Source organism: Clostridium oryzae (assembly GCF_002029235.1).
Taxonomy (GTDB): Bacteria; Bacillota; Clostridia; order Clostridiales; family Clostridiaceae; genus Clostridium_AE; species Clostridium_AE oryzae.
This window is the reverse complement of record NZ_MZGV01000004.1, coordinates 1-25,019: the sequence shown is the minus strand read 5'-3', so window position 1 is coordinate 25,019 and position 25,019 is coordinate 1. Positions and strand designations below refer to the sequence as shown.

The window sequence follows — 25,019 nt, the reverse complement described above, 5'->3', positions numbered from 1 at the left end:
AAAAATAGCCAAAAAATAGACCCTGATAACAAAATGACTATATATGAAAAAAGAATAGATTAGTTTTACGACCTATCTAAGAATAATCATCAAAAGCATAGCAGAACTTGTCATGGTATGGCAAATTCTGCTCTTGGTCTTATATCTTAGATCAAAATACTGAATTCTAATTTTAATTTTACTGGAAACATATATTGCTTCTCATATTCCTATAACTGACTAATACTACGTATTCGGTTCACATTTACTCCAATTTAGGTAAAATTCTGCCTTATTTATGGTATGGTTCTCCGTAACGAATATAACGTTTTTTTCGTCACTTGTCACGAGGCTGGCACTTGAAATTTCTATTCTTTGTTTTTCTTCCTATTTTGAAACTGCGTGCTACCTTGTGGCCTACCTTATCCGTCACGGTGACTATATAGGCACCTTTTTTTGTAAACTTATTCTTTCTTGGCCATGCAATCTTTTTGCCGTTCAATGTTACTGTTTTGCTCATAAGGTTTGCTTCGGTGACAGTGACAACCATGCTGCTCTTGACACGATTGATTGTGATTTTCGGCGCAGTTTTGTCGATTGTGAAAACGACAGTTGTTGTGTTACCTGCTGCATCGATGACGACAAGAGTGTGCTTACCTTCCGTGCTAACAATTGCGCCACTTGTGAAAGCAGTTCCATCAAGCGTAGCGGTTCCCTCATTAAACGTAATGACTTTATTCGCATTGTAAATGCCTTTATTGTTGACACCAGAAACCACTGGAGGCACCTTGCTTTCTGTTGCAAATATATAGTTGCTAAAATGGGTTGTCTGAAAAGTCGCTGTTCGCTTCGTCAGATCAAATGTCGCGTTCATATCAATCAACGTGCCCGTATCTGAATCGTAATAGTAGATATGCGGGTTTGAACCGACTTTGATCGCTGCAATCTGTGCGTCGGTAAGTGTTATGGTCACTGTAACCTCACCTGAAAGAATATGAACCGCCTCCGTGCCCGTGGACGTTGTCCGATTGAGATTGATTTTGACAGCAGCAACCACCGTTCCATTTACCTTTGACACCGCTGCCTGCGCCGCAGTCTGTGTAGACTTAGGTGCCGCGCTTTGAGAAAGGGTAAGTCCTGTACCGTCACCGAGCGCGTTGTTCAAAACAGAAGCCGGAGCGGTAACTGTTACATTTCCTATTTTGACAATATCATGATTAATCATTGACGTATTGGTTTGTGAAGGCGTTATAGTAGCTGTAGATTCCGCATTTCCACCTATTGTTGTGGTTGTGCCGATTATAGTAATATCGATCGGAGTTGTTGTGCTTCCGCCGCTGCCACCGGAATAACTGTCTCCGCCGGTGCTTGCCGCGCTGACTGTTACAACACAATTTGCCGTTTTGTTTCCGTTTGGGGTAGTTGCGGTAATGGTGGCTGTTCCAACGCCCACCGCCGTTACCTTACCGATGCTGTCGACTGTAGCAATGCCAATGTTTGAACTGCTCCAAGAAACATTCTTGTCTGTCGCATCTGATGGTGTCACTGTGGCTATAAGTATCGCACAGTCGCCAATCGTAAGCGATTTGCTTGTTGAATCCAGTGATACGCCGGTTACACTCACCGTTGCTGGTGTCGCTGCAGTTACGGTTATTGTTTCCGCTCCGATTACTCCTGAACCATCTTTCGCTGTTGCCTTTACGGTAACAGTGCCGGCACCTGTTGCGCTCAAAAGGCCGTTGTCGCTGATTGTCGCACTGCCTGTTCCGTTTGTCACGCTCCATGTGACGCTTGAATCGGTCGCGTCTAAAGGGGTAACTGTGGCGCCCATCTGCAAAGTGTTTCCAATGGTTACACTTGTTACGCCTCCGGTTCCACTGACCATTATGCCGGTGACGGGCACTTTCGCCCGGTGAACCGTGATCATATAGTTTTTTGTATTGCCCGCTTGCGCAGTTACAACAATGGTGATTGTTGTGTCCTCGCCCGCCGTGAGAGCTATGCTGGAGGAAACCGTGTTGTTTCTAACCACATTGCCGTTTACCGTTATCAATGCGTGGCTCTCATTTGCCTTCGGCGTAACGGTAATACTATCGGTTCTATATCCGACGCTTAACATATATTGGGTCTTATCAGCAGAAAATGCTGGGGAGAGCGTGCCGGAGCTGACGCTCACCGAATTTAACGTTGCATCAGTGGAAACAATGGTAAAGGCCCTTTCTATCGTTCCGGAATAGTTACCGATTCCGGTGACCACCACCATGTAACTGCTGGCGGTCGTATAGGATGCATCTTTCCCAGACGCTTTATCGGTCACAGTATAGTCGGTTCCCTCAATCAAAGTCGTGTCTCCATCTTTTATGTTGACATCAGGTGTATGCGTGCTACCGTCATATGTCTGTACGGGAATATCCTCCACGTTAATAGAGGAATCTGTCAAAGATTTTGGCACAATTTTAAAGGTTGCGCTGCCAGAGCTTTGATCATAATTGTTAATACCTGTTACAGTAACGATCACTGTTCCTACATTTTTGCATGAGGAATAGCTTACTGTGTAATCAGCGCCTTCCTTAAGAGGTACATTTGTATCAGGATCTTTGACAGTAACGTTGGGTTTGATTTCACTACCAGTGTAGGTTTTGTCGCTGATGCTGCCTACGCTGAATGTGCACTCTTTGGATTTTATATTGAAAGTTGTACTTCCCGAGCAGCCCGCATAACTTTTGGTTCCTGCAATCTTCACATGTGCCGTGCCGGCATCTATATTATCTCTCTGTGGATATGAAATGGTATAATCCTGCCCTTCAGTAAGTAAGCTGTTATTTGTGCTGTCCCTTACGGTAATACCCGGTGAAATTGCGCTCCCGCTATATGTTTGATTGGCAATTGAATCAATGCTGAAAATAGAAGTATTTTCGGTAATTGCGAAGTCATAAGAAGCGCTTGTCCCATTATATGTGCCGTCAGATGATTTCGTTGCAGTAACGGTATAGTTCCCGACATCGATAGGTTTCTGAGCGGTAGGGCCGTAATCCGTGCCACTCCGTCCGCTGTAAGAAAAAGTAACATCGCCATTGCCCGAACCACCGGATGTATCCGGGGTCATCGTTTGGCTATGGCCAATGTAGCTTGACTGCATACCAGTAACAGATAATGTTCTCTGATCCTGCAAAAGCGTGTTGGAACCGGAACCTGCAAGCCCAGAATAATTATACTCATTTCCGCTGGCTGTCACTGAGACGCTTGTGTTTTCGGAAGATTGGCATATGTAAAGATATAAATATCCATTCGTATCAGTGTATAAATCATTACTTCCATACGGATAGGAGCAAGGTTTCGGCTGGTAAAGAGCCAACGAATCTACTTTAGCAACCGAGGTGGTATTGGGAATTTGAATTTTGGTTAAGTAAACATTTGAGCCTATAGTACCGCTATATTGTGGAGTCGGGCTTATACTTCCAGCGTTTACTGAACCACCCTGAATGTAAACCTTATCGTCGTTTTTTTGAGACGACCCGTTACCGATGCCGTTTGAAGTCACGGTACCGCCCGTAATGTTAATTTCACCGCCTGTTCCAGTATCACCAGACCCGATACCCGCGCCATTTATTCCTGTGGCATTTACCTGCCCGCCACTTATCTGAATCTTCTTAAATTCTGCATATTGTCCAGAGCCTATGCCTGCACCTCCCGCGTTGCCATATTGTCCGGCATTTCCGGCTGTTGCTGTCACCGTTCCACCACTTATAAAAATTGTACCAGTATCTACAAGTTGTTCTGCACCAATTGCGGAAGCTCCATAATCACCTCCCTGTGCAATAATCGTGCCTCCTTCAATATGAAGAGTAGCCAAGCTTTCAACACAAATCGCCGGGCATCCGGTTGATCCAGTCGCATTCAACGTTCCCGTGCTTGCCGATGTGATATCGCATGTTGAGCTACCTTTTATGTCCATGGCTGATTCGGCAGGATATCCATCCTTACCTTGGTTTCCACCAATAATTGTATTTACGCCGTTAAGGGTCAGATTGACTGTGTTGCCGTCCTCTATATCTATCGGAGTGCCCTCTGTGCCACTCGGGAATTTGATATTGACCCTGTTCAGCATAATATTTACTGTTCCGATATTGGCATCAACTTTAATCGTATTGGAATTGCTACCGCCGCTGATTACGTAGTCACCTGCCGAAGAAATTTCGATATTATTACTTGAAATATTCAGTGATGTTGCTGCTTTTACTTTTATCACTCCGCCCGGCATCATTGTGAAATCCATCAGCACCGATAACAGTACCACCAAACCTTTTGTAAATCTACCTTTTGTTATGAACATTTCCTTTTTCCTCCATTGTTTTTACTATGCCATTTGTTATTGTAAATCCGGTAACCTTAACAGAATATTGTCAATCCTCAGTGTTAAGAGCAAAGTCTCTCTAGTTTTACACTAAAAAATTATACAGCATGTATTCTTCATTTCATATGGGCCAAATGGCCCATTTTTTAGAAAAACGGAGGGTTACAGCAGACCTTTTATCCACGCGGCTTTCACGGCAGCGGCTTTGCCGTTGACTTCCAGTTTACGGTAAATATCCTCGAGATGCCGTTTAACTGTGGCAGGTGCTATGATAAGGCTGTCCGCAATTTCTTTTCGACTCAGGCCATCTGCCAACAATATAAGGACATCTTTCTCTCGCTCCGTAAGCTCCGGACTTTGCATGAAAACGTCGCTGAGATTTTCGGCATACTGCGCGCAAGCAAACGACACGCGGTTTGTAAAAGCGTCGAATTTATGTTTTTCCTCCATCGCTTTTAATATGGGCAGTAAATGCACCGCGCACTCCGCAAAAGGCAGCACGATTTCATCTGGCTTTGCCATCTCCAAAGCACCAAAAAGCACAGGTAGGGCTTCATCCACACCATAAAGGTGAAATTTTGCGGCGGCAAGCAAGATCGTATTGTGGATAAAGCCGAGCCTGTTCTGAAATATTGAAAATGAAGAGTAAAAGCTGTCGGAAAGTGCTTCAATTTTCAGATATTCCCCCTGTGCGAGCAGTGCTTTTCCATATACAAGCTTGTCAAATCCAAGGCCGCCGAAGAACATGTTCAAAGAAGACAGGTCGCCGTTTTTAAGCCATAATGGAATGTTTTCCGACATACCGAGCAACGAATAAACATAGCCACGGCAAAGCTGCGCCATTGAGCTGTAAACTGATCTGTTCAACTTTTCCGCATCGTCGCAGAGCTGCCGCAATATTTCGCGCGCCGTGCCAATTTTTCCCAGAGCCAGAGCCGCACGTGTCATATTGAATTTTGCGCAGATAATCACGCTCCACTGCGACTTTGTCTCTGCCTTATAAACAGCCTTTTGACTTTCAAGAATTGCGCTGTAAAAATTGCCAGTTTCGCAGGCATATTCAGCAGTAGCCAAAGAATCGCTGCCCATTCCACAGCCGTCCGAAAAATCGACGTGCGCATTGCGCTGAGAAATAGCGGTGATTTCCTTCAGCGAGCCTGCGTCCCTGAAATAAATATAAAGGTAATGGGGCGAGCCAAACGTGAACTCGTTAACATTTAACATAATGTAGGACTGATGCCCATTCAGAAGGCCAATAATTTTATCATTGTATGTGTGCATTTCCGCAAGGCGATTGAATACCGTAAATTTACGCACACACAGAATCTCAGCAAGAATATGGTTTCTTTGGGTTTCATTAATATCTTTTTTTCCTATATAGTATGTTTCCAGTTCGGCAATGCACTCCTCCAGATTCTCAATTACAGACTTTTTCTGCTTTAAGACTGAATAAAAAAGATATCGCAAATAAGCAATCGGTTTATCAAAGAGCAGTTTCCTTGTGACTGAGGCAAAAAGCTCATCAGCTCCTTCAAAATCTGTGTAAAGGTTCCTGATCGGCACAGGGTTGTTCAAATGTGTGAGGATTATGTTTACTTCTCCCGCGCGTGCGAGATATGTATATGCTTCTAGCAATTCATTATGTTGGAGGTGCCATTGACCAAGCCTGCAGTAAAGTTCCTTCTGTTCTCCTTTTGAAAAATCCTGCCGTGACCCGAGAAAATCTAATAAAATAGGATGGATTTTAAACTTTCTATCTTGATTATCAAAATAGATAAATGCGTTTTTCTTTTGAAGGCTTTTTAACAGTCCGCCTGCATTTTTATTATCGGTTACAAATGCCGCTTGCCTGATTGTAAAACTATCCATAACTGATAGTTGCATAAGAAAATGACGGGAATCAGTATCAAGGATTTTGAACAGTGTCTTTTCAATCAGCTCGTCAATCGTACTGTTCAATCCTACAGGGATGTGCTCCTTCATACCAAACAAGATTATGTATATCATACTAATCCAACCGCCGGTATAATCCGTGATTTTTTCTATTTCATCTCTTGAAACGCTATTGTTAGTTATCACACAATAATCTCTAACTTCTTCGGCTGTGAATTTCATCTGCTGTTGTGAAATCACATAGCACTTTCTCTTTGATAACAAGGAAACGAAATCAATTTCAGTTGTATCCCTTGTAAGAATAACAAGATGCAAGTTTTCAATTTCATCCTCTACAATCTCCAATAAGAGCCGAGTGAGTTGATGATCCTTTACCAGCTCATAATTATCCAAAACAACTATAGCGGGTTGTACAAAATCCACTTTATTCAAAATCGTAAGCAGTTTGCTCCTTTGGGGCGCGTCCGACGGATAATCCATGTTTTTCAGCGCACTGTCGCCGTCACCACACATTTTTGAAAGTCCTGCTATGAATTTCCTCCAATACTCTGCTGACTCCTTTATTTTCTGAAAAGAAATCCAAAGATGCCTTTCTGAATGTTTTGATAAAAAATCGTTCACAGCGGTGGTTTTCCCGTAACCTGCGGGAGCTTCGACTATTGTCAGTGGAAATTCATAAATTACAGAAAGCAGATCGTTGATTCTCTTTCTAGTTAAACGCCTTGGCCTGTCCATTTTTTAATAATACTCCTTTTTTGCGTATTCTCTTTATATATAGTATCGGCTGTATACTTTATTATCGTGGTATTATTGAAACTGCTTTACAACAGAGCTACATGAAATTAAGACAAACAACTTTGATAACATCGATGCTGTGATCTAAGTGGCATAAAAAATGCTTTGCTTGCAGATTGTGTTAAACGAAAAATGTCGACAATTTTCTTAGTGATAGCTGGAATATTGTGTTTTCCGAAGCACGAAACAGAAGGTTAGCGGCACGTATGAATAAGGTAAAGGAAAATTCGATTAGATTATTTACGATTCAAATTTTATTATAGGCAATTTAGTTGGTGGAGTATTAAAAGCATCTACAAATGGATTTTGCTAAGAATTTACGAGAAAAATATGATATAAAGTTCCCTAGCATGCTGATAGCTGCTGCTGGCACCATTTATTCACGAGTAATCCCCTCATCCTCTCGTATGACACACACAAAATAAGCTGTATCATATACATCAGGTATCCCATTTGTCATATATAACAAATTATATATGATGACCTTCTTACCACAATTTTTAAACTGCTTAAGTATACTGCTGACATCTTGCTCCAATGATAACTTGCCTTCTTCTATTAATAAGGCAATGCAGGCTGTAGTAAATTGTTTTGCCATAGAACAAGTATGAAACACGGTATTTTCATCAATAGGAATACTATAATCCAAGTTAGCTTCACCATAACCCTTACTGAATATCAGCTCACCATTTTCTACAACCCCAACTGCAATACCCGGATAATCTTTTCTGTCATATTTTTTGCACATTTCATCAATCTTAGCTATCATCTTAGCTCTCTTCATTTTTTATCCCCTCATCACTTTAATATAGACATGCTGCAATTTATAATTAAAGTATAGATGAGAATATAAGAGAATAATATGTAATGATTGATTATAGCTATAAATACACAAAAGCAGCCAGTTCATCAAATAAACCGACTGCTTTCTTCTATTTTTTTCTATAAACAATACTCTTTATTGTATCATAAGACAGATGATATTCAGACATAAGATCATCTATGGTTGCACCGTTCTTCTTCTTATCATTGATTTCACTGTTTCTTTTAGCAATTTCATTTCTACTATTGGTAGAGGTGCCCCATAATTTTTTGTCGTTATCCTTTTGAGGTATGTAAATTATACTACCACCTACATATTGTTGTATCTGAAGAATTAATGTTTTTGGCAAAACATCCTTCGCATTTATATACTTCACCATAATCCTGCTCCCTCTTATCATATTTAATAAGATTGCAGGCTTGCCATATATAAATGAAACAGCGATTATTTTTACACTCTATACAATTAACCGCTGAATTATATGACTAATCCTGCATAGAGCAAAATGCCTCTTTTATTCTTCATGATCACACCTCCGAAGATAATAAAACACTCTACTTCGTATAACATTCCTGAAAATCCAAAGTAATAGTATTTATCTTTCAAATATTTTATCATATTGATACACTGTAAACAATAACCATTACTCTATAATCTTTTTGTAAAGCACTTTTCCCTCGGTTTGTCCAATCCTTTTATATCCCATCTTTTCATATAAGTGTTGATTCGTAACACTAAAAATTGATGTACTGAGTGACCATATTTTTATATTCTCATGCAGCTTTTCCATAAGCTCCAGTGCCCTTGTTCCATAGCCTTTATTATGATACTCAGGAATTATACAAAAATCCTGTACTTCAAAGTGGTGTTCTCTATCATCGGTTTCATGATCCAGCCAAAATGTTCCTATTATAATTCCATCTAACATTATTTTATAAAGAAGAAATCTGTTCATGCACCATGAAATAAAACCTAGATTTCCAATATACTTTAATTTATCCCCTCTTCCCCCTCCAAATTTAGTATCCTCATCAGTATATGCAAGCCTTTTAATTTCAAAGATTCTTTCAGCATCCTCTTCTTGAACCTTTTCAAGATATATCATAAATGCACCTCCTGCTTTTGTAGATATTAGTCCCTTGTCACTTGTCACGAGGCTGGCACCTTAATATCTCGTATTATATAGAATATACTTCATATGCCTTGTCAAAATGATATCCTAATTTCTCTGCAAGAGCTACAGATTCTAAATTTGCAGCATCCCACGCGGGATAAATATTTCTTTCCATACATTCGACTATTAACTTTGAGGCTACAGCCAGTGCGAGTCCTTTACGTCTGAATTCTTTTTTTGTTCCAATAGTAATCTCAATGCTGCCTTCACAGTAACTATATGATGATGCTCCTGAAATGATCTCTCCATTATGTACTATAACGTATCCAATACCATGCTCTAAAAATTCCTCTAGAGATGCAAAGTTTGAACAGCAATCAGCCATAAATTTGTCTTCAATTACTTTAGAGTAAAGATTTTCATCTATCCTATGTAACTTATCGCTTCATTCATTCTTTCCAGCCAATCCACTTTCATCCTTCCTTCCCTATTAGCTTAACAGAAATAAATTAATGTAACTTTGCAGTTATTGTATAATAAATGCAAAGAAAATTTAAATTGCCCGTATAGTAATTTATATTAATTATATCATAGTCCATAAATTCTCATTTCTTAATCAAATGTATTAAGCAACAATATTTAATAGTAAACAAAATAAACGAAGAAGAACCTCCTTCATCTGGATATCCTCACTCGTTTTTTCTATAAAGTATTCTTGCACATTTTCCTCAAAGTTTAATTCTATGGTTCCTATATCTTTCTAATTCTTTATCATTATTTTAAAAACACATGGTATATATGAATTGATTGGCTCATTTTTGTTTCTGAAAAATGTTGTAGGTTGATATGTCCCTTATATAGCGATACTATATAATTAGATTCTATGAAAGTGGTGATACCATTGGTAAAGTAAATAAATATAATTGGTGAGTAGGCGTTGGAAATCTTCACATAGGTTTTGACGCCTACATTACTTTATGATGATTCCAAATTGTTCTCTCTGTTATTTTTGTCACTTGTCACGAGGCTGGCACCTTTTGTTCATTCTCTCTAAGCTTCCGGTATCTAGTAAATTCACTGTCTCAAATCTTCCATTATAAAACACAGCATAGTTATTAAAAACACAAGGCAATTCCTTTGCTTTTTGTAGTTCATCAACCTTAATTAAAGATACAGGAATATCATTTATTTCACAATGCTGTTTTATCTTCTCAATGTTTTGATAGATATATGGGCATTGCACATCATAATAAATTATTAAATCCTTAGATTCAATTTCTTGTTTTTTAGCACTTTCTGTGAACTTTGGTGCTGTTCCATCAAAAGAAAGTGCAAGCAGTTCATATCCATTATCAGTAGTATCAACAACCTCAAAACCAAACTTTTTCGCAAATCCTTGATCAGAAAGCCAATGTTTTTGTTTCTTTGCTCCAAGCATGCAAATACCTGATTTACCCTTCTCTTTTGCATCTGCCAAACAATACTCCATTAGTGATTTTCCATACCCTTTTCCTTTATAGCTACCTGTAACCCATAAGCAATATATATAGTAATAGTTATCACCAGTTATAGGAACCCAAGCTGTTTCAAGAGGAGCATATTCAATAAAAACTGTTGCCTTTTCATTTAACTTTCTAAAAACATGACCTTCATTTAGTCTATCAGAAAGCCATTGTCGTTTTTCTTCAACACCTTGATGGGCTTTTTTACTGCGTATAATACAGCATAAATGTTCATTAGCAAGATTTTCTGTTGTTAGGTTAATAAAATCAGTACACATATTTTAATTTTCCTCTCTTACAAAGTCCAATTTATCTATTCAAAAACAACAGCTTGCACCTATTGATACAAGCTGTTATTAATGCTTTATTTTGATGAACAATATATAAACATATTATAGTAGTTTTGATACTGAAAATGCTTACTTTAAATGATAATTGCCATTGTAAATCGTTCCGTCAGGTGCGTTTATATATTCATCCTGATGTTTCATGGCATTTGCGACATATTCTCTGTTTTGAAATGTCTTTAAGAAATAGTCCCACATAAGCTTGTAATCCCTTGTATGTTTTTCTACTTCAGGTTGATTATCAAACGCAAGTACCTTCATAAAAAACAACTTCTCAATGGAAATACCTTTGCATTTTTCATATTCAATGGCTCCCTCTGAAAAAAAGTCGTAATCAAAACGAAATATGCTCCTAAGCAACTCACAATTGTCAAATGAGATGAATAAGTCACCCCATTTATCCTTTCTATTCTCAGGATATTTTCTTGCTAAGGTTACATAATCATCATTTGAAATAATAAAATCAATATCTTTTCCCTTGTTTCGAATTCCGTAATACTCCATAGCTAAACCGCCTATTACGAGTGGCTTTGATGAAAAGCTTATCCCTAAAGCTGATAGGTCAACAGTATCTCTAATTATGGATTCATTCCCGATTAATCCGACTCTACAAATATTTTTTTCTTTCATTTTACTTTCTCCTTTATTATTAGTCTACACAATAAAAGACAAAGTCCAATAGGGCAAATTTATATTATAGCTTCATACTGGCTCTTGCTCAAAAGACTTTGTATGAAGCGTAATCAACAGCAAGTTTCATGTTACCACCTCTTAGCGAAATATAAATTATCAGCACTGCGCAATATAAAATCATACAGCTGCAGTCCAATTGGTAATTTAGTGTAATTATACCACATTACACAATATTGTTCTAAATTATTAACATCTTAATCATATACTAATTATAAACTAAAAAAGGAAGGAGAACCCCATCACCTGAGGATTATCCTTCCTTTTTTAGTTTATAGAATTTAAATAATTCTATTCTTCTTTAATCTGCATCCTAAGAATCCCACTGATTTTTCTTCATATCAACATGATTCTCATCTTTAAAGGATACACCTTCTTCTAACAGAAGAAATCGTTGCTCTTGCCAACCCGGTGCCAACCTTCCAGCATGATTTACCACACGATGACATGGATATCTCCCATAAAACTCTGCTTGGCTAAGGACCTTCCCCACAAGTCGTGCATTCTTGTCTCTACCAATAAGTCTAGCAATTTGTCCATACGTAGCCACTTTTCCTTCTGGGATTTCTTCCACAACGGAGAGTATTTCATAAATTAATTGTTCATCCATAATCTTTTTCATATATTCACCTTTGATATGAATCCTTACTTGGATAATTATTATACTTTTACGCAGTATCTTAATATTCTGTATTAGTGATATAATACTAACAAAAAATAAATAGTGCGTCAACGCAACACAGTGATGAGCATTGATATTGTCAAATCATTATTACAAAGCATCAATGAATTCGTGAAAATTTATCCACAGTCACACTCAACCTTATCCACATTTTCAATGATATTTGTCACTTGTCACGAGGGTGGCACCGTTCACAAAGTCAATAATCAACTTATTGACCTTCTCTGGATTATCTTGATTTGAGTTGTGTCCTGCATTTTCAATAAAATAAAGTGTACAATTGCTATCACTCTTTGCCCACGGCTCAGCGATCTTCTTAATATTACCTGTTATATCATCTGAACCACAAAGTAATAACACAGGTTCTTTAAACTTGAATTCCGGATCATAGTGAAGACATCCAGTTAAATCTATTATGATATCAATAAAGGTTTCTTTATCTATCTTTTCAAAGCAATCCTTAACATATTTCTTTACACTAGCTTTATTTCCACAAGCATTAGAACTCTGCTTTATAAGCAGCTTCCATGGATAGCAGTTAAATATAAACTTAGTACATTTCAGTACACACTTTTCCACAAATGTGAGCTTACCTGTGTTTTGGGTACAATCAATTAGAACTAATTTTTTTACTAGTTCTGGATAATAATAAGCTATTTCCTGAGCTAAATTGCCACCCATTGATTGTCCTATAAGAATTGCTTTATCAATATTATGAATTTCATATAGCTTTTTGCAGTCACTAATCATATCTTTAAACTTAAATTTTTTTCCTTGCTCCAATTTAGACGAACCGTGTCCTCGAGCGTCCCATGCAATTAAATTAAAGGTCTCATCAAATGCCTTAAATTGCTCACTAAACATTTCATGATCAACGCCTGCTCCATGAAAAAATATCACCCACTTATTAGTTGTCCCCTTTTTATACCAATAATGAATGTCGCAATTCAAATTTTGAAATTTCAAATGACTAGTTTTATCCTCCATAGTAAACCCCTCCTTATAGATTAATCAAATATTCTTCTTTGTAATAATACTTTTTCAAAGAATTCATCATATTCCTAAACTCACATACCTTCTCCTGAATCTTTGTAATATCCAGTTCCTCCATTCCGCGCATACACCCCTCTGCCACAGAAAGAACTATATCAAGCAATATCTTTACATCTCTTGGATTTTTAAATTTATCATAATCGATAATACTTAATATCTCCTCTTCCCCTGTTTGCAGCATTAATCTTTTTCTTATATCTAGTTCAAGCTCTACCTCTTCAAATGTTTCATAATATGCCCTTGTAATAAACTTGTACAAATATGGATAGTCACAAATAATTTTCATTCTACGTTCCACGGTTATATTGATTAGTTGGAAAAAATCATTCATTTTTTTATCAATACTCTCTTTTTTCTTTTTATCTAGGAAGCCAATGGCAGTATCGAATAAAAACAGATAGTATTCCTTTTTGTTTTTAAAATAATAGAACAATAATGACTTGGAAATATCAGCTTCATTAGCAATTGCAAGCATTGAAGCTTTTTTATACGGATATGCTGCAAAGAGCTTGTATCCAGAATTGAGTAAATTTTTTTGTTTATCTGATGGTAACTGAAAATATGCTTGGTTCATAGTATTCTCCTTTATAGACCCAAACGGTCAGTAGATTAATTTTATTTTAAATCTACTGACCGTTTTTTAGAAGACCTTAAATTTATAGCCGCTTATGTAGCATTATTATAGTTAACTAAAATTGATATTTTACTCTAGTCACATCTCTTCATAAAGCTGCTCTTGTTTAATGTTATTGGAGTTACAGGTTCATCATAAAAATTTTCTGCTTCTCCAATGACTTTACATCCAAATTTCATTAACATATTTACAGTTGCATCTCTTGCTTCAATATAAATTTCTTCAGTATAAGAATTAAAAATTTCTTTTAATGAAAATATTGCTATCTTCTGGCCAATGCCCATACCTCTTAATCTTTTATCAACAGCAAATCTTCCCCAATGCCATTTATCTTTTTCTTTCCATGCTGCTGCTACTCCAATAATATCTTCTCCTACTCTTGCACACCACCAAATTGGTTTTAAGTTATCATTAACTGGAACCAATTCTGCTGGAATACCTTGCTCATTAGTAAATACCTCTATCGCTAATTTAATTGCGTCTGCCATATAATTTTCTGAAATTCTTTCTACTAAGATTCTAGAATCATTCTTATTAAGATTGTTCTTTAGCGCAAGAATGCGAAATGCTCTAAAAGCTCTTATAATATCTTCTGTATCTTCAATATCTCCTAAGTTTAAAATTTCATTAATAAATTTATTTGCTTTATAATCTCCATCATTTATAGCTGCCATTCCTAATGGAAGAATACAAATATCTTTCATTCTTTTATCAATTTCAGACTTCTTTAGTTCTAGGTAATTTTTAGCTTCCAAATTACTAATTATTCTACTTAGTGAGGCCTTATCAATGCCTAAATTTATTAGTAATTCATTAAAAGGAGTTTTTCCATTTTGTCTTAGATAATTTAATATGTGCGCTTGGGCAAGTGTCATGTCAGAATTGAAACAATTGCGATTAAGTAAACCTAATTCTCTCACAATTAATCTTATTTCTTTTCTAATTATTTCTTCTTTATTCATATCCGCCTCCGAATTTGTTGATATTATCAACAATTATACTCCACTTTCATATTTGCAGCAAGTTAAAAAGGAGAATCTCCTTCAGTTCCATCCGAATTTGATTCTCCTCCATTACTTAGATACATTATTAAGTTATCACTTATATTAAGTTCAATTGTTAACCACCTTATATCTGCCTTCATTCTTATAGTGTAACATCCTTTTGACTTAAAAACTTCAGTAAATCGTTATTAAGTTTCACAACTTCGTTGTTTGCACTATTCGCATAATCTGGTAGCATCATATCCTTCACCATTTTACTGCTTACCCACATCATAAAGAAAAAATCCAGAATTAAATTTGGACATTTAAGTGCAATTTTAAATGCAGATGGATTAATAGCAACACCAGCCTTTTGTATTCCCCTTAAATACGCTTTTAAAGTGATTGTTATTTTGTGTGCCGTTTTTCTGGTTGTAGCTACTTCTTCGTCAATTGTATTATTTTCAAAATATAAACCGCCAAGCAACGCAATGTCCGATACAGAATGTGTTATTAGATACGCATTCATATCCTTATTAATTTCATAAGGAAGTTTTGCTGTTTTAAATAATTTCGCGAGGTTTTTTACACGTTCTGTCTCTAACCCACTAATTTCTCCAAACATAGTAGCAACTAGAACCTTCGGTGGAATTCGAGCATTCAATATTCCATCTTTAATCTGTCCGCCAACGCCTGGAAAGGCTGGTAAAAGCCTATCTCCAACAATATCTTGCCAGGTCGAAAACCCAATTGAATTGTTTGTCATCGTAACTATATTTTTGCTTTGATTATCTTTTAGTGCTAACAACGCTGATTCGGATTGATCGTAGCGAACTGTAATGAAAATATAATCATATACATCATCATTTTCAAGCGTATCAATGACATTTACTTTTATAGATTTAACCGCACCTTTGTCATTATATTGTAGTCCATTTTCTTTCAATGTTTTAAATCTATTAGAACGTGCAAACATAGTAACATCAATCCCTGCTTCGATGAATTTCATTGCGTATATGCTCCCTATAACCCCTGCGCCAAAAATTAATACTCTATTTTGTTTTACTGCCATACAAATCTCTCCTATTTATAATATTTTCTTTTGACTGTAAGACAACGCGTTGTATAATTAAATTGTATAGCTTTATTATAGCTTTATCAAACATCAGTTTTTTATTATTTGTTGGATGATATTTTTGTCCACAAAAGGAGAATAAAATGAGAAAGCAACCCGAAATTACAGAGAAAACAAGACAAAGGTTTATAAATGTTTTTTGTGAGTTATATAGTCAAAAGCCCATTGAAAAAATTTCGATTCAAGATATTGCTAACAAGTCGGGATATAACCGCAGCACCTTTTATCAATACTTCGCTGATATTTACAAATTATTAGACTTTGTTGAAAATGATTTATTAAAAGACATGAAAGAGGGATTGGCCAATAACAATGCATCTACGGATCCTATCCAAAATGCACTTCATTGTTTGGAAAACAGCGAGCATATCTCAGTTCTCAAGGCTCTCTTGGGTGATTATGGAAGCATTCATTTTTTAGAACGCTTGAAAAGAGAAATTCCCTTTGATAGCTTGGGCTTGAACTTTCCAGAATATAATTCTTTAACTCCATACTTGATTGAGTTTTACATATCAACGTCACTTTCCTTATTTCGCCTTTGGATACGACAAGAAAAGGATTTATCGTCAGAAGAATTATTCAAGTTAGTAGATAACCTATATAAAAATGGGATAACGCCGTATTCTAAAAAATGATGACCATATTTCTGCGAGCTGTCGAAATGCACAAATTTTACTGCTTATATGTTCCTGCTAAATAACAAAGTGTTATCATTCGACATCATAGGAAAAGATAATTGTCACTTGTCACGAGGGTGGCACCACTATATACCATATTTATTTATATAACTTTAGGTTATCTCCTTGACTTTCAATCCACATATTTAAAAGTTCTTTTAAATCATCAATCTTTTCCTTATCTGTAGCGCCTTCATTAGGTTTAAGTTTTTCTACAACTTTTAACTCAAAGGCATCTTCTCCAAAAGCAGCCCAATCTTCTTGTAATTTTTTAAACTTAACCTTGCCAATATTTAATTGAAACTTAATTGATTCAAAGGGCTTATATAAATTTGTGCATATATCTACATAAGAGTATCCATTAACCTTATTATATATTTGAATTATACCCATCTCTATTTCTTGCTGTTTATAGTTATTTATGATTTCTTTCTTATTTATATTGCTCATAATATTTTCCTCACAATTCTTATAATATTTGCTTCCATCATTGGTTCTGCTTAAATATCCATAGTCTACCAAGTATCGTCTTATTATTGCATCATCTTCATAAATAGTTTTAATAATTTTCTTTACTTCAGCTTCCGTATATTCTCTATCAGGCTCAAACAAATCAGCAAACCTTGGTAATAATGCTTTTCTTTTCTCTTCTTTAACAGGGAAAACACGAAGCTTAGGATTTGTTATTTGGGGCATCTTTTCCTCAGCTAATTCCATAACCGCCAAAAATGCCCGTGCTTGTCTTGCCCTTTCTCTCAATGCAAACCTCATATTTCTTACTGTGGATTCTGCACATGCAAGCTTTATTGCTATTTCTTTATCACTATATTTATTGGATACCATATCTAAAAACTCTTTTTGAATTTCAGTCAACCCTGTGTATTTCTTGTCCAGCATTAGCAGCCTCTCAATAGGATTTCCATGGTTTGTAGTGTGAATATTTACTCTATCTTCATTTTCACCAATATATTCTCCACATACCAAACAAATGAATTCTGCTTTTTTACCATCCCATACATAACCTCTTTTAAAGTCTTCTATAGTTGCACTACGAATAAACTCTTCCATTTCTTTCTCCTGTCTACCAATTTCATAGACATGATAACATTTTTCTTTTATCTTTGTCAACTATACCTTTATAGTAAATATAGCGTTTCCATTTATTGGTAAAGACTTTATCCTTCTACACTCTCTTAAAAAAGATTATATCCCTATCATCATTACTGCCTCCTTGAAAAAAATGCTCTTATCCATGTTACTAAGATAAGAGCTTTCAATATTATAATATATATTTACATATAATTTATTTCTTCTTTAATTTCTCTTGTGCATTTTTTATATTTTCAGCAGCTCTAAATCTAACTATTTTGCTTATTAGTTCATACGGTATTAATTTTTTTATAGGAAATTGCACTGATCCTTTTGCTCCTTTATATTCAGACAGTTCCTCCTTAAATGCATCAATTCCACTAGGAGATGGATAGAATCCTATATGATTTTTATAAGCTGCAAAATGTACCAAGTTCCCATGTAGTACAAAAGTAGGCATGCCCCAACTTATCTTCTCTTCTGCATCTGGCGCAGCTTCTTTTATAACTTTTCTTAATGTCTTAAGTATCTCTTGAACTTCAGGAGAGAATTGTAAAATATATTCGTCAATTGATTTGTATGTAATCTTATTTTCTTCCATAACTTCTCCTTTCATCGTAAATCCATAAAGTGAGCTAATATGCTAGTTTTGTTCAATTAATTAAATAGTTCAAAAATCATAAGCAAATAGAAATTTGTAAGTAGTAGTACATATGATGTAATAACTATATGATTCCAAAGTTAAGAATAAACTTATACATAAAATAATCTGTATATAGCCAGATTTAACAGATAGATTTCCATTGTCACTTGTCACGAGGCTGGCACCATTTAGTCTGTATTATGAATAAAGCCAAAACAACTTCTAAAATAGTGGTGATAATAGTGCTTAAGCCTTGTTGTAACTTGAATACAGTCGAGAAACTATCGATGCAACTATGAAATAAAATACACAGGAATACATTATTAGTACATCTACGTATTACTGCTAATGTAAATGATAATCCCAGAACAAGAACACAAAACATTAAATAGTTTTTTCCAGATTGAGCTGCGCCTCTTATGAACCATAAAGGCAAATGCCATATGGACCAAATTGCAGCCACAATAATTGTCGATGTGATGAATGAATTAAATGTCTCCAAATGCGGTTGTAAAATACCTCTCCATCCAATCTCTTCAAGACCTCCACCAAAAATCAAAATAGGAATCAGTAAAACCCCAAAATAGATTGGCATTTTTCTGTTAGTGGACATTAGTAATATTGGTATAACAAAATGTATCGCCAGTAAAATCAGAATCAATCCATAATGCCATGTAGATGCTTTAAAACCAAAATTACGTTTTAGGAAATCTTTAAATCCATCGATTTCTCCCCATTTTCTTAATAAGATATAACTTGCAATTGGAGCTCCATTCCCTCCTATCCCAAATATGATCATAGTTAAAGGAGTTCCATAGGGCAATAGTTCAAACTGATTAGCAACAATTATACTTCCCCAACACAACCAAGAAATAGCAAACGTTAATAATAAAAATCTAAAAATTTTTGATTTAGAATTATTTCCCACTTAATAAACCTCCACCCCGAATCATTATATAAATTGAATTAGTTCATATTACTCAAATTCTCGTATTATTACAGTGTCAATTGTTCACATCTGCTTTTATTACTAATTGCTGCTTATTTTTTACCTAATAAGTATAAAACGGAATCTGATATAATCCTAAAAATCTTTGTTTCATCTATATTACCTAAATTTGATCCATAGCACTTTTTCATTACCGCTTGTTTAACAACTCCATCGATTGATGACATAATATAAGAAATGATATCACTTAATGGATAGATAGGTTTAAATTCACCGTTATTTACCCCTTCCCTTATCTTATTTAAAAGCACATTAACAAGATATTGTCCATTTTCCTGTTCTGTAAGGTTACTTAAATACTTATCAGCTTTTTCCGGATGATTTGTTATTAATACAGTTAGTTCAAATTGAATTTTGCCAAGTGTTGCTGGACTATTCTTTAAATAGTCTCCCAGGAAAATAAATAAATTCTCAACTTTACCCGCTGTAGTATCTGTGTTTGTAATTATCTCATCAATTTTATGCTTATAATTGTTTTGAGCCGTTTCCCTATTAATTAAAGCAATAATTACTGCATCAATATCGTTAAAATACCTGTATATCCCCCCCTTGCTAAGCCCCGCCTCATTTATAACATCTAGCATTGTCATTTCGTATAATGGCTTTCGTTTAAATATTATAAAAGCTGCATCTAATATTTGTGCCTTCTTTTCTTCAAAGTACCCTTCCTTTACTTTTGGCAATATATTTTCCTCCTTATTAAAATGAGACTTATCTCATCTTCGTGTTTCTATAATAATCCAAATAACTTTTAATTTCAATATAAAAATGAGATCATTCTCATCTTTTGCAATAATAATTTTGTTATATTTGTGCCAAGTTCCTTGCAAATATGCTTACACCACACGTTTTATACTCTGTTTGAAATGATGCTTGAAAAAAGGAGAACACCCACAACACAAATATGTCGTGGGTGTCATTGGTGGAACCGAACCATATCAGACTCCTATACCAAAAGAATTTTCTTTATTTATGATATAACTGTTTTAAAAACTCGATACCAAATTTATTGAGAACCTCATTTACTTGTGGTACGGTTCTTCGTAACAAGTATAACAGGGGTTTTTGTCACTTGTCACGAGGGTGGCACTTGAAAAGCTGTAATACTTATTTTTCTATACATGAAAAAGCCTGGAGATTGTTCTCCAGGTTAATAACTAATCATTTATGGTATGGTTCACTGCACATATATAACATAGACTTAAATAAAATATATGTACTAGTATTCAACACTTAATAAACAAAGCGCTTCTGCACTAGCTTTATGACCTACATCATTCATATCTCTAGACTTGAACGCTTTTTCAATTGTATTCATAGGCAATTGACCAAGCCCCACTTGAATTAATGTACCTACTATCAATCTTTCCATATTTAATAAAAATCCATTTGCTTTCATCGTAATAATAATTTCATGTCTAGTTTCTCTTACGTCAATAGAAAGTATTTTTTTAATTGATTTCTTTGTTTTCTTATTAGTAGTAAAAGCTAAGAAATCATGTTCACCTACAAGGTGCTTTGCAGCTTCTTTACTTTTAGCTACATCTATTGTTTGATTCATTAAGTTAACATATTGTCTTTCAAACAAAGGACGATTAGGAGCATCTTTCTTCCATAATCGATATTCGTAAGTTAAACTTTTCATTAAATATCTACTATGAAATCTTTCATCAACTGCTTCTACTGATAATATAATAATATCATCAGTTAAATATTTTTCGAAATAATCAAAAATTTCTTTTGCGCTTAACCGACTATCTGGTGCCGTAAAGTTAACAATTTGCCCTTTAGCATGTACTCCAGCATCGGTGTTAACTGCGCCAATAACCTCTACCTCTTTTTCATAGAGCTTTGATAATATCAATTCTAACTTACCTTGAATACTCTTTTCCAAGTTATCTTTAAATTTATTAAATCCTATATATTTTCTACCATCATAGGCTATCATCATCTTATAATTTTGCATTTGAGTCCTCCTTTTCCTGAATACCAATCAATACATTTTATCATATATTAAGATAAGTTCATATATGTAAACTTTGTTATTGGAAATTATTTACCAGGCTTACTCTCTTTAGAAAAATCTCTTGTCTCAATCAATTGCACCTCTAGGCATATACTCCTCCTGTTAGAACCTTTCATTCAGCTTGCTTTTACAAGAGCCTCCCTTACTTATAGTACGGTTCACCGTAACGGTTATAACGTGGACTTTTTTAAGTTGCTGCTAGAAATAAGTATTATATCAAAATAAGCCAAATTATATATAATTGTTCTTATTTTCAAATTTTCTGGCTGCATAATCCAAGACACTGGGGTAAAGCAGCCCATGGATTATTGTGCCAATTAAAGTTATCATGGTTAGTATCAGCTTCTTCAAATAAGTAGCTACAGGCTGGAATATCTTCAATAACACTATGAAATTCTTCCATCCTCTCAATAATAAAGCCTGATTTAGTCAAAGCGTTGACATAATCTTGTATTCGCCAAGCGAAAGTTGGAACTTCTCCAAACGGCCCCACATCTTCATAGCGTTTAATGACTTTAAAAATTCCCTTATATACTTTTGGGTCAAAAGGCCGAGAAAAGGGATGTGTGTCAAAAAGCATATATTTACCTCCTTTTTTTAATATACGGTAAACATTGCTATACATCGCATTCAAATCATTAATCCAAACATGAACACCATTAGAAGTATAAACTAAATCATAGGTATTGTCTGAGAGTTCATTTAGTTTCATACTGTCACAGACATAATACTTTACATTAAAATTTCTTTCTTTAGCAATTTTCTCTCCATTTTCAACTTGCTTGTATGAAATATCCGTAGCTGTCACGTTTGCTCCCAAACCACAAAAACCATACACTGCAGTGCTGTCTCCACATGATGGAACACAAACATTCTTTCCCTTTAAGTCAGGATAATATTCTTTTATCATTTCTGCCATAGCATGCGGGAAACCCTTATAGGGGTCTTTCTCAAGAGCCAAAAAAAGTTCATCAAATTTGGTTTTGCTGAAGTACTCATCAGAACAATTATTCCAATCATCAATTATTTTATCTTGTCTAAACATAACTTTACCTCCGAAATATAATAATCATAAGCCCATATTTTCCAAAATTGTACATGCTCTTATTTTAAATTATATTTTTTTATAGCGAAAGGTAACAAATCTCTATAGTTATTTTATGCACAAAACCTCTGCAAGTTTTAGCCCACAGAGGTTTCATATTTTAATACTACTTTAAGTACACGATTTTTTTAATTGCATCATAAGAAAGATTGTATTTTGTCATAAGTTCCTCAATACTTCTACCATTTTCTTTTTCTAATTTAATTTGTTTGTTCCTAGTTATAATCTCTTGTCTTGTACCAGTTCTGCTTCCCCAAGAATTTTTTTTACCTTCTGGTTGCGGGATATACAATATCTCCCCAGCTATATATTTCTGAATTTCGCTAAGTAAGTCAAAAGGTAATACCTCTGTGGCATTTATATACTTCATTCTAATTTGCTCCTTTACTTCGTAAATAGTCAAGTAAAAGATGCAAAATCAGCCTTATTAACATTTGAAAATTAGAATGAAAAAGGCGATTAAAAGATTCTCTATGCAGTTATCGCCATTGTCTATAAGACTGATTCTGCATAGAGCTTCTTCCCTGAATCTGCACTACCACTGAAAAAACATAGATTCAAACGAATCATCTTCATTTTTTTCCCCCCAATATTAATTAGTTAGTGTAAAGTTTTTTACACTACTCTTTTAAAAATTTCTTTATATATCAAGGGTTACAGAGTTTTTTTGTATAAAAAAAACAATGACCCCCAATTTCATGTTATAATTGAATTTTCGACCAAACAAAAATAAACAAGAAAGGTTGTCATTGTATGGATTCAATTATAACGTATTTACTTTTATATAATCAATATCTTTTAAAAACTATTTTTCAACTTGTTTTATTTATTGCTAAACATATTCCTCTTAAGCAATGGGCTTTTGAGGATTCTAATAGTCCGGATTACCAAAAGTTTAAAGTTGACAAGCTACCTAAGATTCTTCGTTTTGAGAAGATAGATTATCAGCTTCTTTTAGCTTACTATAAACACAAATACAATAAGCTTGTTAAACCTATTAACCGCCGTAATGGTAAGTCTATTCCTGAGTACATCATTTGTCCTAAGTGTGGTGCTCCTCATGACTACATTTATGATAACAATGGAGCTAAGGGGCAGTATCAGTGCAAAGTTTGCGGACAGACCTTCCATCAGTCTAATCATGTTACTAAACCGGTGGTTTTTGTTTGCCCTTATTGTGGTCGTACTCTTGATGCTAAAAAGGATCGTAAGCATTTTCGTGTCCACAAATGTGTTAATCCCAAGTGTTCTTACTATCTCAAAAATATTTCTAAGCTTCCTAAAGATTTACCTCCTGCTGACAAGCATAAATACAAGCTTCACTACATCTACCGTGAATTTACTGTGGATTTTTTTAAGATGGACTTAAATTCTCTTCCTGCTAGAGCTATCAATTTTAGTTTTAAGAAGTTCAATCCTCATATTATGGGGCTTTGCCTTACTTATCACGTTAATCTTAAACTCTCAACTAGACAGACTGCTCATGCCCTTGAAGAAGTTCATGGTATTAAGATCTCTCATACCATGGTTGCTCACTATGCTACTACCGCAGCTGCTGTCATCAAACCATTTGTAGATAGCTTTAACTATAAACCTTCCAACATCCTTTCTGCTGATGAAACATATATTAAGGTTAAAGGGATTAAGCATTATGTTTGGTTTATCATGGACACCTGTAAGAAATCTATCCTTGGCTACCAAGTCTCTGATAACCGCGCTGTCGGGCCTTGTATTCTTGCTATGCGCATGGCTTTTAACAAGTTCAAACAATTCCCTAGTAAGGCTTTAAAATTCATTGCGGACGGCTATAGTGCCTATCCTCTTGCTGCTCAACAATTTAAACTTGAAAAAGGTTGGGATTTCGATATCACTCAAGTTATTGGACTTACTAACGATGATGCTGTTACCTCTGAGTTTCGTTGGGTTAAGCAAGTTATCGAACGCCTTAATCGTACTTTCAAGTCATCCTATCGTGTTACTTGCGGTTATGGCAGTGAAAACGGTGCTCTTTATGGCGTATCTCTTTGGGTTGCTTACTACAATTTCCTTCGTCCTCATCCATATAACTACTGGCGTCCTCTTAATGAGCTTAAGGAATTTAGTTTAGCTGACAATATGCCTGCAAAGTGGCAAATTCTCATTCGGCTAGGTCAGCTTGCTATTCTTGATTTACAGGAACAACAACAACACTGTTAAACTCTCTGTTTTTAGCTTCCTGAGCCGTAATTGAATACTTAGCCATCCTTTGGACTTGCCCTTGATGGTGTTGATAAATTAATGCTATAATGCTGTGATATTGACGGTTATATCTCTCTGTTTTTGAGTTCCTTCGCCGTTAATACTTTCCTCACTGCATTAATTTGTCATGCTGTCAAGGGTGGCGGCTTCCTTCACCTACCTATTTTTCCTTGCTTTTTTTCTTCTTTTTCTCTTTTCAATCCTACTTTTTTTCTCTAAATTTTTTTCATAGCAAACTTTACACTATC

General features: G+C 35.3%; 22 protein-coding genes. 2 read left to right on the top strand and 20 right to left on the bottom strand.

Features of this window, described 5'->3' with window-relative positions:
• Positions 1–316 precede the first annotated feature (316 nt).
• From CLORY_RS02935 to CLORY_RS02875, 13 genes are all read right to left on the bottom strand, one after another.
• On the bottom strand, positions 317–4,312 hold the full coding sequence (locus CLORY_RS02935) for an Ig-like domain-containing protein (RefSeq protein WP_079422027.1): 3,996 nt from the start codon (positions 4,310–4,312) through the stop codon (positions 317–319).
• 183 nt (positions 4,313–4,495) lie between these two features.
• Positions 4,496–6,961, bottom strand: coding sequence for a helix-turn-helix transcriptional regulator (locus tag CLORY_RS02930; RefSeq protein WP_079422026.1), 2,466 nt, complete (start codon positions 6,959–6,961; stop codon positions 4,496–4,498).
• A gap of 436 nt (positions 6,962–7,397) precedes the next feature.
• Positions 7,398–7,805, bottom strand: coding sequence for a serine hydrolase domain-containing protein (locus CLORY_RS02925; RefSeq protein WP_079422025.1), 408 nt, complete (start codon positions 7,803–7,805; stop codon positions 7,398–7,400).
• 148 nt (positions 7,806–7,953) lie between these two features.
• Positions 7,954–8,223, bottom strand: a complete 270-nt coding sequence (locus CLORY_RS02920; RefSeq protein WP_242954316.1) for a CD3324 family protein — start codon at positions 8,221–8,223, stop codon at positions 7,954–7,956.
• A gap of 264 nt (positions 8,224–8,487) precedes the next feature.
• Positions 8,488–8,949: a GNAT family N-acetyltransferase gene (locus tag CLORY_RS02915; RefSeq protein WP_079422024.1), complete on the bottom strand. Its 462-nt coding sequence runs from the start codon at positions 8,947–8,949 to the stop codon at positions 8,488–8,490.
• Between the two features lie 73 nt (positions 8,950–9,022).
• Entirely contained in the window at positions 9,023–9,385 is a 363-nt protein-coding gene (locus tag CLORY_RS02910) for a GNAT family N-acetyltransferase (protein ID WP_079422023.1), read from the bottom strand.
• A gap of 585 nt (positions 9,386–9,970) precedes the next feature.
• Entirely contained in the window at positions 9,971–10,738 is a 768-nt protein-coding gene (locus CLORY_RS02905) for a GNAT family N-acetyltransferase (RefSeq protein WP_079422022.1), read from the bottom strand.
• A gap of 141 nt (positions 10,739–10,879) precedes the next feature.
• Complete coding sequence (locus CLORY_RS02900) at positions 10,880–11,437, bottom strand: hypothetical protein (RefSeq protein WP_079422021.1); 558 nt, start codon at positions 11,435–11,437, stop codon at positions 10,880–10,882.
• A 373-nt stretch (positions 11,438–11,810) separates the two neighbouring features.
• The gene (locus CLORY_RS02895) at positions 11,811–12,119 is read right to left on the bottom strand and encodes an MGMT family protein (protein ID WP_079422020.1); all 309 of its coding nucleotides are present in this window, start codon (positions 12,117–12,119) and stop codon (positions 11,811–11,813) included.
• Between the two features lie 213 nt (positions 12,120–12,332).
• A complete protein-coding gene (locus tag CLORY_RS02890) occupies positions 12,333–13,166 on the bottom strand; it encodes an alpha/beta fold hydrolase (protein ID WP_079422019.1) in 834 nt (277 codons plus the stop codon).
• Positions 13,167–13,179: 13 nt separating this feature from the next.
• The gene (locus CLORY_RS02885; protein WP_079422018.1) at positions 13,180–13,806 is read right to left on the bottom strand and encodes a TetR/AcrR family transcriptional regulator; all 627 of its coding nucleotides are present in this window, start codon (positions 13,804–13,806) and stop codon (positions 13,180–13,182) included.
• 134 nt (positions 13,807–13,940) lie between these two features.
• Positions 13,941–14,828 carry a bifunctional helix-turn-helix transcriptional regulator/GNAT family N-acetyltransferase gene (locus CLORY_RS02880; protein WP_079422017.1) on the bottom strand — a complete coding sequence of 296 codons (888 nt, stop codon included), beginning with the start codon at positions 14,826–14,828 and terminating at the stop codon, positions 13,941–13,943.
• Between the two features lie 184 nt (positions 14,829–15,012).
• Complete coding sequence (locus CLORY_RS02875; protein WP_079422016.1) at positions 15,013–15,921, bottom strand: ketopantoate reductase family protein; 909 nt, start codon at positions 15,919–15,921, stop codon at positions 15,013–15,015.
• Positions 15,922–16,067: 146 nt separating this feature from the next.
• Between CLORY_RS02875 and CLORY_RS02870 the strand changes: the two genes are divergently transcribed.
• Positions 16,068–16,619: a TetR/AcrR family transcriptional regulator gene (locus tag CLORY_RS02870; protein ID WP_079422015.1), complete on the top strand. Its 552-nt coding sequence runs from the start codon at positions 16,068–16,070 to the stop codon at positions 16,617–16,619.
• Positions 16,620–16,760: 141 nt separating this feature from the next.
• Here CLORY_RS02870 and CLORY_RS02865 read toward each other — a convergent pair whose 3' ends face one another.
• The 7 genes from CLORY_RS02865 to CLORY_RS02835 form a co-directional block, all read right to left on the bottom strand.
• Positions 16,761–17,729 (bottom strand): DUF2087 domain-containing protein, encoded by a 969-nt coding sequence (locus CLORY_RS02865; RefSeq protein ID WP_079422014.1) that lies wholly within the window; start codon positions 17,727–17,729, stop codon positions 16,761–16,763.
• 235 nt (positions 17,730–17,964) lie between these two features.
• Complete coding sequence (locus tag CLORY_RS02860) at positions 17,965–18,351, bottom strand: iron chaperone (protein ID WP_079422013.1); 387 nt, start codon at positions 18,349–18,351, stop codon at positions 17,965–17,967.
• Between the two features lie 205 nt (positions 18,352–18,556).
• Complete coding sequence (locus CLORY_RS02855) at positions 18,557–19,321, bottom strand: CPBP family intramembrane glutamic endopeptidase (RefSeq protein WP_079422012.1); 765 nt, start codon at positions 19,319–19,321, stop codon at positions 18,557–18,559.
• A 113-nt stretch (positions 19,322–19,434) separates the two neighbouring features.
• Positions 19,435–20,085, bottom strand: a complete 651-nt coding sequence (locus tag CLORY_RS02850; protein ID WP_169911504.1) for a TetR/AcrR family transcriptional regulator — start codon at positions 20,083–20,085, stop codon at positions 19,435–19,437.
• 536 nt (positions 20,086–20,621) lie between these two features.
• Positions 20,622–21,368 (bottom strand): tRNA pseudouridine(38-40) synthase TruA, encoded by a 747-nt coding sequence (gene truA / locus CLORY_RS02845; RefSeq protein WP_079422010.1) that lies wholly within the window; start codon positions 21,366–21,368, stop codon positions 20,622–20,624.
• Between the two features lie 313 nt (positions 21,369–21,681).
• Positions 21,682–22,473 carry a class I SAM-dependent methyltransferase gene (locus CLORY_RS02840; protein WP_079422009.1) on the bottom strand — a complete coding sequence of 264 codons (792 nt, stop codon included), beginning with the start codon at positions 22,471–22,473 and terminating at the stop codon, positions 21,682–21,684.
• 166 nt (positions 22,474–22,639) lie between these two features.
• On the bottom strand, positions 22,640–22,903 hold the full coding sequence (locus tag CLORY_RS02835; RefSeq protein ID WP_079422008.1) for a CD3324 family protein: 264 nt from the start codon (positions 22,901–22,903) through the stop codon (positions 22,640–22,642).
• Positions 22,904–23,286: 383 nt separating this feature from the next.
• On the opposite strand from CLORY_RS02835, the gene CLORY_RS02830 reads away from it, so the two are divergent.
• A complete protein-coding gene (locus CLORY_RS02830; protein WP_079422007.1) occupies positions 23,287–24,729 on the top strand; it encodes a DDE-type integrase/transposase/recombinase in 1,443 nt (480 codons plus the stop codon).
• Positions 24,730–25,019: the final 290 nt, after the last annotated feature.

Bases quoted from the DNA above. Each gene is read 5' to 3' on its own strand.
- CLORY_RS02935 (WP_079422027.1), bottom strand. From the start codon at position 4,312: ATGTTCATAACAAAAGGTAGATTTACAAAAGGTTTGGTGGTACTGTTA.
- CLORY_RS02930 (WP_079422026.1), bottom strand. From the start codon at position 6,961: ATGGACAGGCCAAGGCGTTTAACTAGAAAGAGAATCAACGATCTGCTT.
- CLORY_RS02925 (WP_079422025.1), bottom strand. From the start codon at position 7,805: ATGAAGAGAGCTAAGATGATAGCTAAGATTGATGAAATGTGCAAAAAA.
- CLORY_RS02920 (WP_242954316.1), bottom strand. From the start codon at position 8,223: ATGGTGAAGTATATAAATGCGAAGGATGTTTTGCCAAAAACATTAATT.
- CLORY_RS02915 (WP_079422024.1), bottom strand. From the start codon at position 8,949: ATGATATATCTTGAAAAGGTTCAAGAAGAGGATGCTGAAAGAATCTTT.
- CLORY_RS02905 (WP_079422022.1), bottom strand. From the start codon at position 10,738: ATGTGTACTGATTTTATTAACCTAACAACAGAAAATCTTGCTAATGAA.
- CLORY_RS02900 (WP_079422021.1), bottom strand. From the start codon at position 11,437: ATGAAAGAAAAAAATATTTGTAGAGTCGGATTAATCGGGAATGAATCC.
- CLORY_RS02895 (WP_079422020.1), bottom strand. From the start codon at position 12,119: ATGAAAAAGATTATGGATGAACAATTAATTTATGAAATACTCTCCGTT.
- CLORY_RS02890 (WP_079422019.1), bottom strand. From the start codon at position 13,166: ATGGAGGATAAAACTAGTCATTTGAAATTTCAAAATTTGAATTGCGAC.
- CLORY_RS02885 (WP_079422018.1), bottom strand. From the start codon at position 13,806: ATGAACCAAGCATATTTTCAGTTACCATCAGATAAACAAAAAAATTTA.
- CLORY_RS02880 (WP_079422017.1), bottom strand. From the start codon at position 14,828: ATGAATAAAGAAGAAATAATTAGAAAAGAAATAAGATTAATTGTGAGA.
- CLORY_RS02875 (WP_079422016.1), bottom strand. From the start codon at position 15,921: ATGGCAGTAAAACAAAATAGAGTATTAATTTTTGGCGCAGGGGTTATA.
- CLORY_RS02870 (WP_079422015.1), top strand. From the start codon at position 16,068: ATGAGAAAGCAACCCGAAATTACAGAGAAAACAAGACAAAGGTTTATA.
- CLORY_RS02865 (WP_079422014.1), bottom strand. From the start codon at position 17,729: ATGGAAGAGTTTATTCGTAGTGCAACTATAGAAGACTTTAAAAGAGGT.
- CLORY_RS02860 (WP_079422013.1), bottom strand. From the start codon at position 18,351: ATGGAAGAAAATAAGATTACATACAAATCAATTGACGAATATATTTTA.
- truA (WP_079422010.1), bottom strand. From the start codon at position 21,368: ATGCAAAATTATAAGATGATGATAGCCTATGATGGTAGAAAATATATA.
- CLORY_RS02840 (WP_079422009.1), bottom strand. From the start codon at position 22,473: ATGTTTAGACAAGATAAAATAATTGATGATTGGAATAATTGTTCTGAT.
- CLORY_RS02835 (WP_079422008.1), bottom strand. From the start codon at position 22,903: ATGAAGTATATAAATGCCACAGAGGTATTACCTTTTGACTTACTTAGC.
- CLORY_RS02830 (WP_079422007.1), top strand. From the start codon at position 23,287: ATGGATTCAATTATAACGTATTTACTTTTATATAATCAATATCTTTTA.